The sequence below is a fragment of the Rhizobium binae genome (genome assembly GCF_017357225.1).
In the GTDB taxonomy this organism is placed as follows: Bacteria; Pseudomonadota; Alphaproteobacteria; order Rhizobiales; family Rhizobiaceae; genus Rhizobium; species Rhizobium binae.
The window spans coordinates 378,809-395,009 of the sequence record NZ_CP071607.1 but is presented as its reverse complement, the minus strand read 5'-3'; the positions used below and the strand labels follow the sequence as shown (position 1 = coordinate 395,009).

The following is a 16,201-nucleotide window of genomic DNA, read 5'->3' as shown; positions in this document are numbered from 1 at the left end:
TTCCCAGAGCGCCTCCGGCGACGCGCGAAATCCTGTGTGTGTGCCAGCAACCCCCGCGGCGGATCCGGAAGGATTCAGATCATCGGGAGCCGATGCCGCCCTGGAGGTTCTCCTCTCCGAAGCCAAGCCTATCGACATGGAACGCCGACTTGTGAGTCAGATACAGGCTATACGACAAGGTGGCGACAACCGCGGCACCCGGAACCGGCCATCGTTTGGGACATGCTCCAGGACAAGCATGGCGCCAAGGATGAGGGCGATCCCGATCGAAATGAGCGGAACCCGGCGACTGGAAAGAGGTATTGGCGCGGCCTACCGCTGCTCCAGCTCTCCAATCTGCTTTGTCTTCCCTCAGAGTCTGCCTCAAAAAGAATTGGGTGATTTCAGTCAGTTGTGAGTCTGTCGGATTTGCGAAGATTCGGTGGAGACCACGATGGCCTAGACTGAAACCACCCGGCGGCACTACGAGCGCCGGACGAGCCGGTACGCAAGCGACGCCACAGATCGCGAATGGGAATTTGTTGCCGCGTTCATGCCTGCGCCACGCCGTCTCGATCGTCCGCGCAAGACCGATTTGCGCAATATTTCAAACGCCCTTCTCCACATTGCTTTGCACCGCATCGATGAATTCATTGCGCAGGCCGTTCCAGACCGTCACCTTTTCGCCGATGCGCTCCGGCCCGCGCTTGACGAGCGCCAGGCCGATCGTATGGCCGAGCGTCGGCGAGAAGGCGCTCGATGTGACGCAGCCCTGATCGTTTTCGAGTGCCGCCGCAGTGCCCTCGGCAAGGATATGCGAGCCGGTGCGGAAGCTGCTCGCCGGATTGAACGGCTTGACGCCGACGAGGCGCGGGCGCTCGGGGTCCTGAAGGCCGTCGCGGGCGAGCATCGCCTTGCCGATGAAATCCGGCTTGGTTGATGAAACCATGCGGCCGAAACCGAGATCGTTGGGGGTGACCGTGCCGTTGATCTCGGCATGGGTGACGTGGCCCTTTTCGATGCGCATGACGCCGAGCGCTTCGATGCCATAGGCTGAGATGCCATGTTTTCGCCCGCCGCCACGATGGCATCGGCAACGGTTTCGCCGTAGCCGGCCGGGACCGCCAACTCGTAAGCCAGTTCGCCCGAGAAGGAGATCCGGAAGAGCCGGCCTTCGAGGCGGCCTGCAAATAGCGACACCTTGCGGGCGCTCATCAAGGGGAAGAACGCATCGGAAACATCCTCGTCGACGGCCTCCGAGAGGATCGCGCGCGACTTCGGCCCGGCAACGGCCATCTGCGCCCATTGGTCAGTCGAGGAGGCGAAGCAGACGTCGAGTTCGGGCCAGAGCGTCTGGGCGCGGAATTCGAAATGGGTCAGCACCCCGGCGGCAAGCGTCGTCGTCGTCATGAAGAAATGATCGCCGCTGAAGCGGCTGGTGGTGCCATCATCATGGATGAAGCCGTTCGGGTGCCGTAACCATCTCTCGCATCATGACCGATCAGGCGATGTCGGAGCGTCTGATCGAAGCCGCAGTTGATGCAGTCAAACGGATCGCGGGCGAAAAGCGGAGGAATGAGATCCCGGCTCTGCACCGTCATTGCCGAAAGGGATGGGTGCAGGCGCATAGGGCGAGTCGCCGAGCGGTTAACGCAGCGCTAAGAACTGCGGCGAGGCTATGGACGTGGCTACCGAGCTACAGATCACCATTCCAGTCATATGTGAGGATCATTCATCCTTGCTTTAATTCAACTATTTCATCCACTTAAGTAAAATCCTCGACGGAAGGAAGCGGCATTACGTTAGGGAATTTCGAAGCGGCGTTAACTTTTTGTTAACCATGTCGGCGGTAGACATGGTCAACGATTTCTTCACACAGATGACCAAAGTGCTAACAGACGCTCGCTCTATCCGCATCAAGGGCCGCTCCTTCCTGGCCGTCATGCTCTCCCCGGACCTTCCGTTCGACGATTGGCTGGCGAGGCTGGACGATCTGGCCGCACGTTCGGCCGGCTTCTTCCTGGGACGCCCCGTAGTGCTCGATGTGACGGACCTGCAAATCGACAAGCCGCAGCTGAAGGAGCTCATTGCCGAGCTCGGCAAGCGCAATGTCAGCATCATGGGCATCGAAGGCGCGCGGCCGTCCCTTCTCGGCGCAGGCATGCCGCCGGCGCTCAAAGGCGGCCGCTCCGCTTCCGACATCGAGGTTCAGGCGAGCGAGCCTGTCGAATCGTCGAGCAAGCCGTCGGCTCCGGAGATTCGCCCGGCAACGACGCAATCGATCGTCATTCGCGAGCCGGTGCGCTCCGGGCAATCGGTGATCTTTCCGGAAGGCGACGTCACCATCGTCGGGTCGGTCGCCTCGGGCGCCGAGGTCATCGCCGGAGGCTCGGTCCATATCTACGGGGCACTGCGCGGCCGTGCCATGGCGGGATCGATCGGCAACGCCTCGGCACGGATCTTCTGTCGCAAGCTCGAGGCCGAGCTGGTCGCAATCGACGGTATCTACAAGATGGCGGAAGACATGGCGCCAAATCTTCGCGGACAGGCCGTCCAGCTCTGGCTCGAAGACGATGCGATCATGGCGGAAAAACTGATCTGACCACAGCGCCGCGCGTCCTCAAAAGACGCGCAAAGGACGCGGCGTAACACTTGAATTATTGCGGCACGGCAAAGGAGAGAGAAATGGGGAAAGTGATCGTCGTCACGTCAGGCAAGGGCGGGGTCGGAAAGACCACCTCGACCGCCGCATTGGGCGCGGCGCTGGCGCAACGCAATGAAAAGGTCGTCGTCGTCGACTTCGACGTCGGCTTGCGCAATCTCGACCTGGTGATGGGGGCCGAACGCCGGGTCGTCTACGACCTCATCAACGTCATCCAGGGCGACGCCAAGCTCACCCAGGCGCTGATCCGCGACAAGCGGCTGGAGACGCTGTTCCTGCTGCCGGCGTCGCAGACGCGCGACAAGGACAACCTGACGGCCGAGGGCGTCGAGCGCGTCATCAACGATCTGAAGCGCTATTTCGACTGGATTATCTGCGACAGCCCCGCCGGCATCGAGCGCGGCGCGACACTTGCCATGCGCCATGCCGACGTTGCCGTCGTCGTCACCAACCCGGAAGTTTCGTCGGTGCGCGATTCCGACCGCATCATCGGCCTGCTCGACGCCAAGACCGCCAAGGCCGAACGCGGCGAGCGAATGGAAAAGCACCTGCTGCTGACCCGCTACGACGCCAACCGCGCCGAACGCGGCGACATGTTGAAGGTCGACGACGTTCTGGAAATCCTGTCCATTCCGCTGCTTGGCATCGTGCCTGAGAGCATGGATGTGCTGCGCGCCTCCAACGTCGGTGCGCCGGTCACGCTGGCCGAAAGCCGCAGCCCGGCTGCCATGGCCTATTTCGATGCCGCACGCCGTCTCGCCGGCGAGACCCTGCCGATCGCCATCCCCGAGGAAAAGCGCAATATTTTCGGCAAGCTTTTCGGACGGAGGGCGGCATGAATATTTTCCGTCTCTTCAACAAGCAAAGAACCGCGCCCGCCGCCCGCGAACGCCTGCAGGTGCTTCTCGCCCACGAGCGCGCCTCGGCAGGATCGGACCTGGTCAGCCTGCTGCGCGAGGAAATCCTTGCGGTGATCGCCAAGCACGTCGAACTCGACCACGACAAGGTGCAGGTGACGATCGACCGCAACGAATTTGTCTCGACGCTCGAGATCGACGTCGAAATCCCCCTGAACGCAGCCGTACAGGCCGCCTGACGGCAACGACGACGCACCGGTCAGCCTTTCCGAAAGCCGCCATGGAAGCATGGCGGCTTCTCGTACTTTCGCCGCAAGGTTCAGCGGCCGCCCTCGATCTTGCGGTGGCGCTGGTTGGTGCCGCCCTTGCCGTAGGGATAGTCCATCGGTTGCGGGGCGCTGACCTCGTTGAGCTTTGCCATTTCCCCGTTGGATAGCTCGACCTTCATGGCGCCGAGGTTGTCGGCAAGCTGCTCGGGCGTGCGGGCGCCGAGAATGACCGAGGTGACCGCCGGCTGTGCCGCCGTCCAGGCGAGAGCCACCTGCGCCATGCTGACGCCGCGGGCCTTGGCTATCTCTTCGACCGTGCCGATGATCGCCCAGGTGCGTTCCTGGGCGTTGCGCGGCGCATAGGATTCGCTGCCGCGATTGGGGTTCTCGCCGAGGCGGGTGGCGCCGGTCGGCATCTGGTCGCGCTTGTACTTGCCGGTCAGCCAGCCGCCGCCGAGCGGCGACCACGGCAACAGGCCCATGCCGGCATCCTGGCAAGCGGCGACGATTTCGAGCTCGATGTCGCGCGCCAGCAGGCTGTATTGCGGCTGCAGCGTCACCGGACGTGTATAACCCCGCGCCTTCGCGATCTCCGACGCCTTGGCGATGTGCCAGCCGACATAGTTGGAAAAGCCGTAATAGGCGATCTTGCCTGATGAAACCGCGTCGTCGAGGAAACGCAGCGTCTCTTCGATCGGCGTCAGCGCGTCCCAGGCATGCATCTGGTAGAGGTCGATCTGCTCGAGGCCGAGCCGGCGCAGCGAATCGTCGAGTGCCTGACCGAGATGGCGGCGCGACAGGCCGATATCGTTGGGCCCGTTGCCCATCGGAAACCGGCCCTTGGTGGCGACGATCGCCTGGCGGGCCTCCGTCGGGCGCGCCTTCAGCCAGCGACCGATGATCTCTTCCGACTTGCCGGCGCTGTAGACATCGGCGGTATCGATGAAATTGCCGCCCCAGGCGAAATAATCGTCGAGCAGCTTGTGCGAGGCCGCTTCGTCGGCCTCCGCCCCGAAGGTCATGGTGCCCAGGCAATAGGCGGTAACGACAGTCCCGCTGGGACCGAGCTTGCGATAATCCATTTCTTCCTCCTCATGCGGGGCCCGCAGCCGACGCGCAAAATCGCCGGGGTAGAAGCCGGGGCTTCCGCAATCCAATGACAATATCGAGCTTGAGGCGGCCGCTTGCCGCCGGATGACGTATGGCGCCCTGGGCTCATCCAGCGCAGGGGCGAGGGCAGCATAACCAATCCCGCCCGTGCCACAAGTGGGAAAACATATTCCCGCGGGCGGGCGCCGGTTACGGATTTTTCGAAAACGAGGCCGCGAGCAGCTCGGCTGCCGCGACGCCGGTCTCGTAGGCGCCGTGCGCCGTCGAGTAACGCGCATGCGAACAGGCTTCGCCGGCAAAAAAGATCCGTTCGTCATGCGGTGCGGCGAGTACCGCGCGCAAATCGGAGGCGCCGGGCTCGGCATAGGAATAGGAGCCGCCGATATGGGGTGTAGCGGCCCAGGCCGAGATCGCCGCCAGCGACAATTCCTTACGGATGTCCGCGCCGAATTGCCCCGCCAGCTCATCGGCGGCGAAGGCAAAGGCGGCCTCTTTTCCCTCCCGCTCCAGATCGTACGCGAGGTCGCCGGCAAAATAGGCTTCGACAACGGCATTGCCGAGCGGCCGGAGCTGATAGGTGCCGGTTGCACCCCGGCTGATGGCGCCGAGCATATGGGTATCGGCCGGCAGTGCCTCAGGATGCGCAAGCCCGAGGAAGAGCTTGTCGGCGAGCCCGAGCGGCAAACGGGCGGCCGCCTGCGTTTTATCCGGCAAGGGCGGGTCGAAAGCAATCTTTTCGGCGGCAAGCATATTCGTCGAAACGGTCACCAGCACGGCGCGGGCACTCAGCATCCCCAAGGTCGTCTCGATGCCGATACGGCCAGCATGACGATGGTCGATGCGCCTGACGTTGACGCCGAGCCTTGCCGGAACCGGCTTGCCATAGAGCGAAACCAAGGTTCCATAACCCTCGCGCACCCGCCAGTCGGGGCCGGGGCCTGGGTCATATCTGTTGTAATCGGCGACCGACGAACGCTCCAGTTCGGCGCCGGTGACATAGGTGCCGATCGCCCGGATTTGGCCGTTCCAGGGATTGCCGGGCTCGAGCACCGCGGCCAGATCCGTATCATCGCCTTCATGGCTGTCGAGCCGTTCGAAATAGGCGCCGATCGCCGCTTGCGCGGCTTGGGTCTCGGCGTCGTTCCGCTGCAGCCGCCGTCCGCCGTTCCAGGGCGCCGGTGTGCGGTCGACCGTCAATCCGACCGCCTCGGCAATCGCCGTCCAGGCATTGGTCCGCGCCCCATGCAGCCAGCCGCAGCCGAGATCGAGCGCGACATCCGATGCTCCCGGCAGCCCGACCGTCCAGGCCCGGCCGCCGAGACGGTCGCCGGCTTCCAGCAGGAGGATGGAAAGATCCGGGCGGATCGCTTGCAGGCGCCGGGCGGCGGCAACGCCGGCGGCGCCACCGCCGATGATCACCACGTCCTTGTCGGCGCCCTTGCCATTGTCACCGGGCATGTCTTCTCTCCTGGCTGCTCACCCGCAGCTAAACTTTCCTGTCCATTAAAGGCAAGGGCTGGGTATAGCGCCCCGCGGGCGGTGGATTAAAGCGCGCCTGCGTGACATATAACTCCGATGAGCGTGCAGAGAGATTCGCAACTCGACATGTTTGCCAAGCCGTCGCCGGCGGCAGCGAAGGCGCGCGCTCCTTCGCGTCGGCCGCCGTCGCAACCGGACGCCCGCTCCGATGAAGACATGGCGCGGGCGCTCGAAGAGAGCGGCAACTACCGCATCCTCAGGAAACTGACCGGCCGGCCGATTGCCTCGGTCAGACGGCCGGAATTTTCGCGGCTCGGCGTCGTTCTCGACACGGAGACGACCGGTCTCAACCATCGCAGCGACGAGATCATCGAAATCGGCGCCGTCGCCTTTACATTCGACGACGGCGGCGCGATCGGCGATATTGTCGGCATCTATGGCGGCCTGCAGCAGCCGTCGCGGCCGATCCCGCCGGAGGTCACCCGGCTGACGGGGATCACCGATGCGATGGTTGAAGGACAGGTGATCGACATCAGATCGCTCAGCGATCTGATCGAACCCGCCGATCTGATCATCGCCCACAATGCCGGTTTCGACCGGCCGTTCTGCGAGGCCTTCTCGACGGTCTTCACCGGCAAGGCCTGGGCTTGTTCGGTGTCGGAAATCGACTGGAGCGCCCGCGGCTTCGAGGGCACCAAGCTCGGCTATCTCGTCGGCCAGGCCGGTTATTTCCATGACGGCCATCGAGCCGTGGACGACTGTCACGCGCTCTTGGAAATCCTCGACCGACGGCAAGGTGAGGGTGAAAGCCCCTTTGCCGAGCTCTACCGAGCCAGCCAGCGCTCGCGCATCCGGATATTCGCCGAACACAGCCCGTTCGAAATGAAGGATCATCTGAAGGCGAGGGGCTATCGCTGGTCTGACGGAAGCGACGGCCGCCTGAAATCCTGGTGGATCGAGGTCGGCGAAGACGACCTCGGTAACGAACTCTCCTATCTGCGCACGGAAATCTACAGATGGAGAGAGGCGGACCCGCCGACCGTGCGGCTGACAGCCTTCGATCGTTTCAAATCCTGAACACCCTCTGACACGACCCATGCAAACGCCGCATAGGTGCAGTGATGCATTGGCGCTGCAATAACCGCGGTTCCCATATTATATACAGCTCATCGAAGCGAACGAAGCGCCAAGGACTGGCAGCTAGGCTTCGAAAGCCCACGGAAAGGGGATCATCATGAACGTAGCACGCTCTTTCAACAATTGGCGCAAGTACCGTCAGACGGTCGCTGAACTGGGCCGTATGTCCACGCGCGAACTGGAGGACCTCGGCATCGGCCGCGGCGAAATCCGTAGCATCGCCCGTGCAGCCATCGGCCGCTAACGGCCTGACAGACGACCATCTTCGAGCCTTTGCCCAGCGCCTGCTTCTCACGAGCGGGCGCTTTGCTTATGCGGCGTCTGCCAGCCATGAGCATTTCGCATAATGCATGGCTGCCCTGCAAAGAAATGCCTATCAACTGGGCAGAAAATAAGTATGATTATTTTCATCGAAGCGATGCATCTCCTCCCGCATCCCTTCGATATGCAGGCTCCCATCCTCCTCCCAGGGCTCCTGCGGGAACGACAGCACTCCTCCTCCCAGCTGTCGTTCGGTTCTTTTCGAAAGCCTGCCGCACCTCCTCCCGCGGCAGGCTTTTTCGTTTTGGCGACCGGCAACCGGACCGCGCCGAGAGCTCCCGGTGGCGATGGGGATGCCGTCTTCAATCCCAGGCAAATTCTCCTGTCTGTTCTCAACTCGCTTGAGCGCTCCTGCCGTCTCGCCTCTCCTGCGGCCAAGCGCGGACAAACCTGTTGACACCGAACTTGTCGTACAACTATGTAACCAGACGGATACCACCGCCGCGGAGAAACGTCCGATATGACCCGCTTTCGGCAATAGCGGTGCCGCCTGACGACAATGAAGCTGAAGGAAAACTGACATGCAGATCGACGTGAGGCACGCCTCCCATCCCGAGGCCGTGCGCGGTTACGACACCGAAACGCTGCGGCGTCACTTTCTGGTGGAAACCATCTTCGAAGGCGGCGAGATCCGGCTGACCTATTCCCATTACGACCGCATGGTAATCGGCGGCGCCACACCGCTCGGCACCGGGCTGACGCTGACGGCGCCGACGGCGATCGGACAGGAAACCTTCCTTGCCGAGCGTGAACTCGGCGCGCTCAATATCGGCGGCGCCGGCCGCATCATCGTCGACGGCGCAAGCTACGATCTTGCCAAATATGATTGCCTCTATGTCGGCAAGGGCGCCAGGGACGTCAGGTTCGAGAGCGCGGATGCCACCAACCCGGCCAAGTTCTATCTGGTCTCGACGCCTGCCCACCAGACGCACCCGACCGTACTGCTCACCCGCGAGAAGGCCCGCCACCTGACGCCGGGCGAAGCCGCGACCGCCAACAAGCGGTCGATCTACCAGTTCATCCACCCGGAGGTCTGCCAGTCCTGCCAGCTCACTTTGGGCTTCACCATGATCGAGCCTGGCAGCGTCTGGAACACCATGCCGGCCCACACGCATGACCGGCGCATGGAAGCCTATCTCTATTTCGATCTCGAAGCCGAGCAGCGCGTCTTCCATTTCATGGGGGAGCCGCAGCAGACCCGGCATATGCTTGTCGCCAACGAGCAGGCGGTCATCTCGCCGCCCTGGTCGATCCATTCGGGCGCCGGCACCAAGAATTACAGCTTCATCTGGGCCATGGCCGGCGACAACAAGAGCTTCACCGACATGGATCATATCGCCATTGCGGATCTGAGGTGAGCACCGTGGCCAATCCCTTCGACCTTTCCGGCAAGACGGCCGTCGTCACCGGCGCCAATACCGGCATCGGCCAGGCCATCGCGGCGGCGCTGGCTGCGGCCGGCGCCTCGATCGTCGCAGTCGGGCGCTCCTCGATGGACGAAACCGAAGCATTGGTGAAGCAAACAGGCAGCCGCTTCCATGTCATCAAGGCCGATCTCGCCACCATCGAACCGGTCAAGGGGATCGTCGCCGACGCCGTCCAGATCTTCGGCGGCCTCGATATCCTCGTCAACAATGCTGGAATCATCCGCCGCGCCGATGCGCTCGACTTCACCGAGGAAGACTGGGACGCGGTGATCGACGTCAACCTGAAGACGGCCTTCTTCCTGTCGCAGGCGGCCGGCCGCCACATGATCGACAAAGGCAGGGGCAAGATCATCAACATCGCCTCGCTGCTCTCCTTCCAGGGCGGCATCCGCATCCCCTCCTATACCGCCTCGAAAAGCGGCCTTGCCGGCCTGACCAAGCTGCTCGCCTGCGAATGGGCAGGTAAGGGCGTCAACGTCAACGCCATCGCGCCGGGTTACTTCGTCACCAACAATACGACGGCCTTGCGCGAGGATCCGGATCGCAATGCCGCCATCCTCGCACGCATTCCGGCCGGACGCTGGGGGAAGCCTGATGAACTCGGCGGGGCGGCCGTCTTCCTGGCATCGTCGGCATCCGACTATGTGCATGGGACGGTTCTGCCCGTCGATGGCGGCTGGCTGGCGCGGTGATCCGCCGCCCGGAACGACGCCTGCACAATTCAAACGATAGCACCGCGTCCGAAGAGCCGCGCGGCGCTACAGTGTAGAGAGGCCGTAACCGACGTCGTTTTTGCCTTTCCCGTCGGCATGCGTTAGCAAAGGAAATGAGGCTGGCGCGGCCGCATCGACAGGCAGGATCGACACAGGATGACGGACAGGGACAAGGCGGTCTTCAATACTTTTCGCCAGCCGCCGAACCTGCGCAGCGGCCTTGCCGATACGCTGATGGCGCAGATCGAATCCGGCGACCTGAAACCCGGCCAGCGCCTGCCGACCGAACAGGCGATCATGGCGGCGACCGGCGTCAGCCGGACGATCGTGCGCGAGGCGCTCGCGACCCTGCGCGCCAAAGGCCTGATTACCACCCACCAGGGTCTCGGGGCTTTCGTTTCCAACGATCCCAACCCGCGATCCTTCTCGATCATCCCCAACGATCTGCAGTCGATCGATGAGGTTCTGCGGGTGCTGGAGCTGCGCATGGGGGTCGAATATGAAGCCGCCGGTCTTGCCGCGCTGCGGCGCACACCGGAGGATATCGACCGCATGCAGGATCGTCTCGACGCCCTCGACAAGGCGCTGGAAAAGGGCGGATACGGCGCGCAGGAGGACTACGCCTTCCACCGGTCCATCCTTGTCGCGACGCAGAACTCCTATTACAGCCGCCTGTTCGACACGTTCGGCGATATCATGGTGCCGCGCCAATGGGCGCGCCTCGACAAGATGACGAGCTTCGAGCGCAAGCGCCATGCCGCCCGCATGCGCAGGGAACACCACGCCATCTTCGCGGCGATCCGCGACGGCAACGAAGCGGCCGCGCGCCGCGCCATCCGCAGCCACCTGTCGAAAAGCGCCGCGCGCTTCGAAGAGCTGCGCGACGCGACCCACCTTTCCTGAATTCACATTTGCGGCTTCGGCTTCATCAACCGCCGCCAGGCGGCGTGATCCGTCTGCAGATCGAGGCCGGCGTGCGCCGCCGGCAGAAGCGGTTTGCGGCGGCGCCGGCCGAAGCGTCGTTTGAAACCCAGGATATTTTCGACGAAGCTCCTGGTGTAGAGGCCGGGTCCGCTTGAATAGATGCGCCACCCGCCGTCGACGGCGATCTTGCCCGCCTTGACGCGCGCCCAGTCATCCGCCGCCTGATAGCGGTCATGGAAGGCGGCGTCGCTGCTGCTGAAATAGGTATTGCGCTGGCGCAGCGAAGCATGCGGCAAGGCCGTCGTGACGGCGATCGGATTGGCGACGGCAATCGCCTTCCAGAGCGCATCCGCCGCAGCGTCCAGGGCAAGTGTTTCGCAATAACGCAGATGCGCATGCACATACATCAGCCCGATCTCGCGACCGAAGAACGAGGAAGATTCGGCCCGGCGGAACAGCGTCTCCGGCCCGCCGGCATAGGTCGCAGGCTTTTCCATCAGCCGCACGCCGTCGGGAAAAAGCAGATGCTCCTCGATCAGCCGCATATGATGGCGCCTCTGCGCCGGCGTGAAGAGCTTGCCGAGCATCGCCTGCGTCATGGCGATCAGCGAGAAGGAGAGGCCGGTGCGCGTGTCGCTCGGATGCAGCAGCAATTCGACGCCGTCATGGGCGGGATCGAAGATGCCATAGCCGGCAACGACGCCGTCACGCACCAGATGGCGGTTGAAATCCCGGCGCATCGCCGTTGCGATCGTCCTGAGGGACTTTGCCTTCTTGCCATGGCCGAGGCGGCGCTGGATGGCGGAATAACGGACGATCTGCTCGTAGAGCAGCGCGACGGTCCAGCTGCTGACCATCCAGTCGCGCAGATGCGGATCGGCCGGCTGCAGGGAATCGTTCCAGTCTCCTTCGCCATAGCGGATCAGACGGGTTCCCGGGATGAAAAGCTCGCGGACGGTATCGAGCAGCTTTTCGACATGGGTGGTGATGGTGTCGGCCTCGGGCGACTTCTGCATGGTCTTTTCATCGCGCCAGGGAACTTTCTCGTTGAGGATGGCGAGGTCGCCGGTCGCTTCGATATAGTCGCACAGCGCTTTCAACGGCCAGACGATGATGTCGCCGTGGCTGTCGCCCGCCCGGATGTTGGCATAGGGCTCCAGCATGAACCATTGCGGCCAATCGCCTTTTTCCAGGTACTGTTCGCCGAAAACGGTTTTCAGCACCTCTTTGGCCTCGCGGTCATGCTCATAGGCGAGCAGGAATTCGATCGGCCCCTGGCAGGCGTCGCGCGTACCCCAGGCCGCACCCGTATATTGTTCAAGCCCGTGCGGTACGCTGAGATGCACGATCGCGTCATGCGCGAGCCAGGGCAGGAGGGTCGCCTGGGCGGCAAGGTCGGGTGAGACGCTGCCGATCCGAATGCCGCGCACGGCGTTGCGCCAGAATGCCGATGCCGGCGCCAACATGGTTTCATGGCTGACGCCGGCCTCATACCGTTGCGCCAGCCGCTCGGCGGCTTCAGCATCGGTCATCGAGCCGACGACGGCGAATGACAGGGCCTGCGTCGGCTGCGAGCGTAGCGCGACGAAAGCGCCCTTGCGCGCAAGACCATCGGTATAGAGCAGCTCGTCGCCGCCGATCTCGTCGATGGCGTCGGGCGTCGAACTCACCAGCCAATAGACGGCATGGGGATAACGCTCGCCCCAGAGCCAGGCCGGGTCCGGCCGGAAGGCGATGCGTTTGCGCGAGGGGTCGAAGTCGATCCGCCCGCCCGCATCATATTCGCGCTCGCCGAGCACGACATGGCCGAAGACCAGGAAGCGGCACGGCTTCCCTTCGACGGAGATGCTCCATTGCATCGCCGCATCCTCGCCGGAGGCGAGCGCCGTGACGATGATCGTGTGCTCGGGGCATTGATAGATCCAGCGGCAATCGCTCAAGCCCATTTCGAAAGCCGACGGCACCGCCAGAAGCTGCCAGCCGGCGCCGAGATCGGCCATGATGCGCAACCCGCTGGCGCGCGTGAGGTTGTAGGGATCGCGCGAGACGGAAAAGAGCTTGTGGAAGGAGGTGTTGCCGATCGTCAGCTGCGCGGCGAAAATACCCTGCATCCAGCAGGTGGCGGCAAGCGTGGCGTCATCCAGCAGCATGTTCTGGCCGCTTCGAACGATCGCGCCATGACGCCGCGCGACGATGAGCTCCTTGTCGCGCAGCACGACGTGGCGGTTGAGAGCACCGTCCGGCACAAAAAACGAAAGCAATTTTCCGTGGCCGCGCTCTTCCAGACTCCGCTTGGGATAGAGCCGGCTGATCGTCTTTTTGTCGAGTGTCTCGACCTCCAGCAGAGGAGCGTCCTGAAGCAGGCTCCGGACTGGGGCCGCCGCCTGCGGATGGGCGGCCGCATCTTCCGCAGGCGCGATGCCGTCGAGCCGTGAAAGATCGGCATCGCTCGACGCCTCAGGATGATCGGCGGCGAACAGGGCAAAGAAAGTCGCCGTCGCACCCTCTGGTGTGACGGAGAGCGATCTCGATTGAAGGGCAGGGCAGGACGTCTCCTGCTGCCACCGTTCGCTCGGCAGCCGCGTGCCGAAAGCGCCGACCAGCAGGTCGTCCAGCCGGTCCTTTGCCTGCACCAGCTGGATCGCATCGGTGGCATAGGCGACAGCCCCGTCGAGACATCCTTGCGCGAGCCAGGGATTGCGGGAGCCCGACTGCTTGAGGTTTTGCCGGTTTATGACGACGCAACCATAGGCCCTGTGGTCGGCGACGTGGTGATCGACATATTGCGAGGCATAGGCCTCGCTGTTCATCAGGAAGCCGCGGTCGCCGAGTCCAACATCCTGGATCAGCACCAGATCCGCCGGCAGCGCTCCCTTTTTCAGATGCCGGATCGAGGCACGCCAGAACCATGCCGTTTCGGAGGGATGAAGCGAGAGGCGGACGTCATAGGCGATATCGCCTGTCTTGCCGCTCCAGGAGAAGCTCGTCGCATCATAGGCGAAACTGCCTTTGGCACGCGGCCCGACGATCTCAACGACATCGGGCCGGGCGCCGCCGACGCGCAGATAAAGACGGCCAATGCCGCCGATGAGCGGCGAGCCCTGGATCTGGTTGATCTGCACCGACCCCTTGTCGTCGGCATATTCGATGGCAAACAGCGTCCCGTTCGGCAGCGCCGATATCGACAGGCCGGAACCGTTGCTGATCGCAAAGAGGCCAAGCTCCTCGCGTCGTGGCATTTGCAAACTGCGCGTCCGGTCGGGGGCCATTGAGATCTCGTCGATTGATGTCAGAGCGGTGTCAGAGGATGGCGCAAAAAGAGTGAGAGAAATCTTACCAGTGATCGGAAGATCGACAAGGTGTCGCGACGATCTTCAACCCGGCGCCGGCCGCTTGGCGAAGGGCACGCAAAGCAGGGCGCAGCCGGTCAGGATGGCAACAGTCATCCAGGCTTCGTTGATGGCCTGAACGATTGCCGCCGTCTGGATCAGCGGATCGAGCAACGCCGTGGTATCGGCATCGAAGCTGCCGCCATGTCCGGAGATCGTCTGAAGTGGTGCGCCGACGAAAGTCGCCGCGTCGATGTCGCCGGCTTGAAGCCGCGCCCACAGGCCTTGGCCCAGCGGTTCGGAGCGCGTGTAGATGATGGTGTCGATCAGCGCAATGCCGATGGCGCCGCCGAGGTTGCGCATCAGATTGAAAAGGCCGCTAGCGTCGGGAATGCGATCGGCCGGCAGCGTGCCGAGCGCCAGCCGTGTCGGCGGCAGTAGGCAAAACATAATGGCGACGCCGCGCACGATCTGCGGCCAGAACATCACATCGTAATCCGAACGCGGATCCTGAAAGGCGCTCATGCCGACACCGACCGCAAACAGGGCGAAACCGACAGCCGACAGCAGCCGCGCATCCATGCGTTTCTCCAGCGCAACTGCGACCGGCGCGGTGACCAGCTGCGCGATGCCCGTCACCAGCATCGTCATGCCGATTTCGAGCGCATCGTGGCCCCTGACGAAAGCGAGAAAGACCGGCATGAGATAGACCGAGCCGAAGAGGCCGATGCCAAGGACGAAACTCAGGACCGAGCCGACGAGAAAGTTGCGATCGGCGAAGTTGCCGAGATCGACGATCGGCCGGCGCCGGCGCAGCGTCCGGCCGATGAACGCGCCTGCCGACACAAGACAGACCGCCAGCAGGCTCAGCACATAGCCCGAAGACCAGCCGCTGGTCGGCGCCTCTTTCAGGCTGAGCTCCAGGGTCGTCAACGCGGTCGCCATCAGGAGAAGCGACAGGCCGTCGAGATGCCTGAGTTCGGACGGGTCGGCCGCCTGCCGCGGCAGGAAGCGGGCCGCCAGGATGGCCGAGGCAATGCCCGGAAGAATATTGATCAGAAACAGCCAGTGCCAGGAATAGGTTTCGGTCAGCCATCCGCCGACGATCGGCCCGATGGTCGGCGCCAGCACCGCCAGCACGCCGGCGATCGTGGTCGCCAGCGCCTGCCGCTCGTTCGGGAACAGGATGAACACGGCCGAAAACACCGAGGGGATCAGCGTCCCGCCGGAAAAGCCCTGAAGCACCCGCCAGGCGACCAGGGTGCCGAAACTGCCGCTGGCGGCACAGCCGGCCGAGGCAATCACGAACAGGGTGATGGCGGCAACGAACAGCCATCGCATCGTCAGGAGCCGCGTCAGCAGACCGGTAAGCGGGATCGCGATCACTTCGGCAATGAGATAGGCTGTCTGTATCCAGCTCATCTGATCCGGATCGATATCGAGCGCCGACTGGATGGTCGGCAGCGACGTCGCCACCACCTGGACGTCGAGGATGGCCATGAACATGCCGACACACATGGCCAGGAAGCCCAGCCAGACGATGGCGGGCGTTCGATCAGGACGAACAGCTTCAAGTTCAACCGACATGCGACGATCCCACCGGCGCGGCATCCAAGGTGTCATGTTTGCGATCGAAACGATCGGCCTGTCAATCGGCAGCTTGAGCAAGACGCGATGCCCGGCGCAAGCAGCAGAAGCCGAAACGCAACCGAGCCTGGCGCGAAAGACCAGGCTCAGGGTTCGGTCAGCGAATGTGGGTTGACCAGGATCGACAGGATGTCCTGGGAACACGAATTCGCGATCGACAGCGACTGGATCGCCAGCTGCTGTGTCTGCAAGGCGGACAGTTTGCTCGATTCCTCCTCCATATCGGCATCGACCAGCCGGCCGACGCCCGAGTCGATCGAATTCGACGGCGCGCCGACGAAGTCTTCCTGCAGGTCGATGCGTGTCGAGATCGAACCCAATTGCGCACCGGCGCCCGCCGGTCGGCG

13 protein-coding genes and 4 pseudogenes are annotated in these 16,201 nt (G+C 63.3%); 11 read left to right on the top strand and 6 right to left on the bottom strand.

Translation table 11 applies throughout. The features are described 5' to 3' along the window. Nucleotides 1-442: 442 nt before the first annotated feature. Nucleotides 443-610, top strand: a pseudogene (locus J2J99_RS28725) (IS5/IS1182 family transposase); the annotation flags it as partial. Here J2J99_RS28725 and J2J99_RS28720 read toward each other — a convergent pair. Continuing rightward, nucleotides 587-1,446 (bottom strand): annotated as a pseudogene (locus J2J99_RS28720) (glycine cleavage T C-terminal barrel domain-containing protein); the annotation flags it as partial. The pseudogenes J2J99_RS28725 and J2J99_RS28720 sit on opposite strands and share 24 nt — an antisense overlap. A 2-nt stretch (nt 1,447-1,448) precedes the next feature. Between J2J99_RS28720 and J2J99_RS34245 the strand changes: the two are divergent. From J2J99_RS34245 to minE, 4 genes and pseudogenes are all read left to right on the top strand, one after another. Continuing rightward, a pseudogene (locus tag J2J99_RS34245) lies at nt 1,449-1,544 on the top strand (TetR/AcrR family transcriptional regulator); the annotation flags it as partial. A gap of 314 nt (nt 1,545-1,858) precedes the next feature. After that, a complete protein-coding gene (minC, locus tag J2J99_RS28715; RefSeq protein WP_168300493.1) occupies nt 1,859-2,581 on the top strand; it encodes a septum site-determining protein MinC in 723 nt (240 codons plus the stop codon). 83 nt (nt 2,582-2,664) lie between these two features. Further along, nucleotides 2,665-3,480, top strand: coding sequence for a septum site-determining protein MinD (gene minD / locus J2J99_RS28710; RefSeq protein WP_041683996.1), 816 nt, complete (start codon nt 2,665-2,667; stop codon nt 3,478-3,480). Then, complete coding sequence (gene minE / locus J2J99_RS28705) at nt 3,477-3,737, top strand: cell division topological specificity factor MinE (RefSeq protein ID WP_168300465.1); 261 nt, start codon at nt 3,477-3,479, stop codon at nt 3,735-3,737. Before minD ends, minE begins: the two co-directional genes overlap by 4 nt. 80 nt (nt 3,738-3,817) lie before the next feature. Here the strand turns inward: minE and J2J99_RS28700 are convergent, their stop codons facing one another. Beyond that, a complete protein-coding gene (locus tag J2J99_RS28700) occupies nt 3,818-4,849 on the bottom strand; it encodes an aldo/keto reductase (protein WP_168300466.1) in 1,032 nt (343 codons plus the stop codon). 217 nt (nt 4,850-5,066) lie between these two features. After that, nucleotides 5,067-6,335: a flavin monoamine oxidase family protein gene (locus tag J2J99_RS28695; RefSeq protein ID WP_168300467.1), complete on the bottom strand. Its 1,269-nt coding sequence runs from the start codon at nt 6,333-6,335 to the stop codon at nt 5,067-5,069. Between the two features lie 117 nt (nt 6,336-6,452). Here J2J99_RS28695 and J2J99_RS28690 point away from each other — a divergent pair, with 117 nt between their 5' ends. From J2J99_RS28690 to J2J99_RS28665, 6 genes are all read left to right on the top strand, one after another. Further along, a complete protein-coding gene (locus tag J2J99_RS28690; protein ID WP_168300468.1) occupies nt 6,453-7,433 on the top strand; it encodes a 3'-5' exonuclease in 981 nt (326 codons plus the stop codon). 157 nt (nt 7,434-7,590) lie between these two features. Continuing rightward, complete coding sequence (locus J2J99_RS28685) at nt 7,591-7,737, top strand: DUF1127 domain-containing protein (protein ID WP_168300469.1); 147 nt, start codon at nt 7,591-7,593, stop codon at nt 7,735-7,737. 153 nt (nt 7,738-7,890) lie between these two features. Next, a complete protein-coding gene (locus J2J99_RS28680; RefSeq protein WP_168300470.1) occupies nt 7,891-8,211 on the top strand; it encodes a hypothetical protein in 321 nt (106 codons plus the stop codon). Between the two features lie 124 nt (nt 8,212-8,335). Next, on the top strand, nt 8,336-9,172 hold the full coding sequence (kduI, locus tag J2J99_RS28675; RefSeq protein WP_168300471.1) for a 5-dehydro-4-deoxy-D-glucuronate isomerase: 837 nt from the start codon (nt 8,336-8,338) through the stop codon (nt 9,170-9,172). Beyond that, nucleotides 9,169-9,933: a 2-dehydro-3-deoxy-D-gluconate 5-dehydrogenase KduD gene (kduD, locus tag J2J99_RS28670; protein ID WP_281438378.1), complete on the top strand. Its 765-nt coding sequence runs from the start codon at nt 9,169-9,171 to the stop codon at nt 9,931-9,933. The genes kduI and kduD overlap by 4 nt, the downstream gene beginning before the upstream one ends. A 177-nt stretch (nt 9,934-10,110) precedes the next feature. Beyond that, nucleotides 10,111-10,857, top strand: coding sequence for a FadR/GntR family transcriptional regulator (locus tag J2J99_RS28665; RefSeq protein ID WP_168300473.1), 747 nt, complete (start codon nt 10,111-10,113; stop codon nt 10,855-10,857). Nucleotides 10,858-10,859: 2 nt separating this feature from the next. On the opposite strand, the gene J2J99_RS28660 is transcribed toward J2J99_RS28665, so the two are convergent. From J2J99_RS28660 to J2J99_RS28650, 3 genes and pseudogenes are all read right to left on the bottom strand, one after another. Then, complete coding sequence (locus J2J99_RS28660) at nt 10,860-14,147, bottom strand: GH36-type glycosyl hydrolase domain-containing protein (protein ID WP_168300474.1); 3,288 nt, start codon at nt 14,145-14,147, stop codon at nt 10,860-10,862. Nucleotides 14,148-14,252: 105 nt separating this feature from the next. Beyond that, nucleotides 14,253-15,794 (bottom strand): DHA2 family efflux MFS transporter permease subunit, encoded by a 1,542-nt coding sequence (locus J2J99_RS28655; protein WP_168300475.1) that lies wholly within the window; start codon nt 15,792-15,794, stop codon nt 14,253-14,255. Between the two features lie 146 nt (nt 15,795-15,940). Then, a pseudogene (locus J2J99_RS28650) lies at nt 15,941-16,186 on the bottom strand (flagellin); the annotation flags it as partial. Nucleotides 16,187-16,201 lie beyond the last annotated feature (15 nt).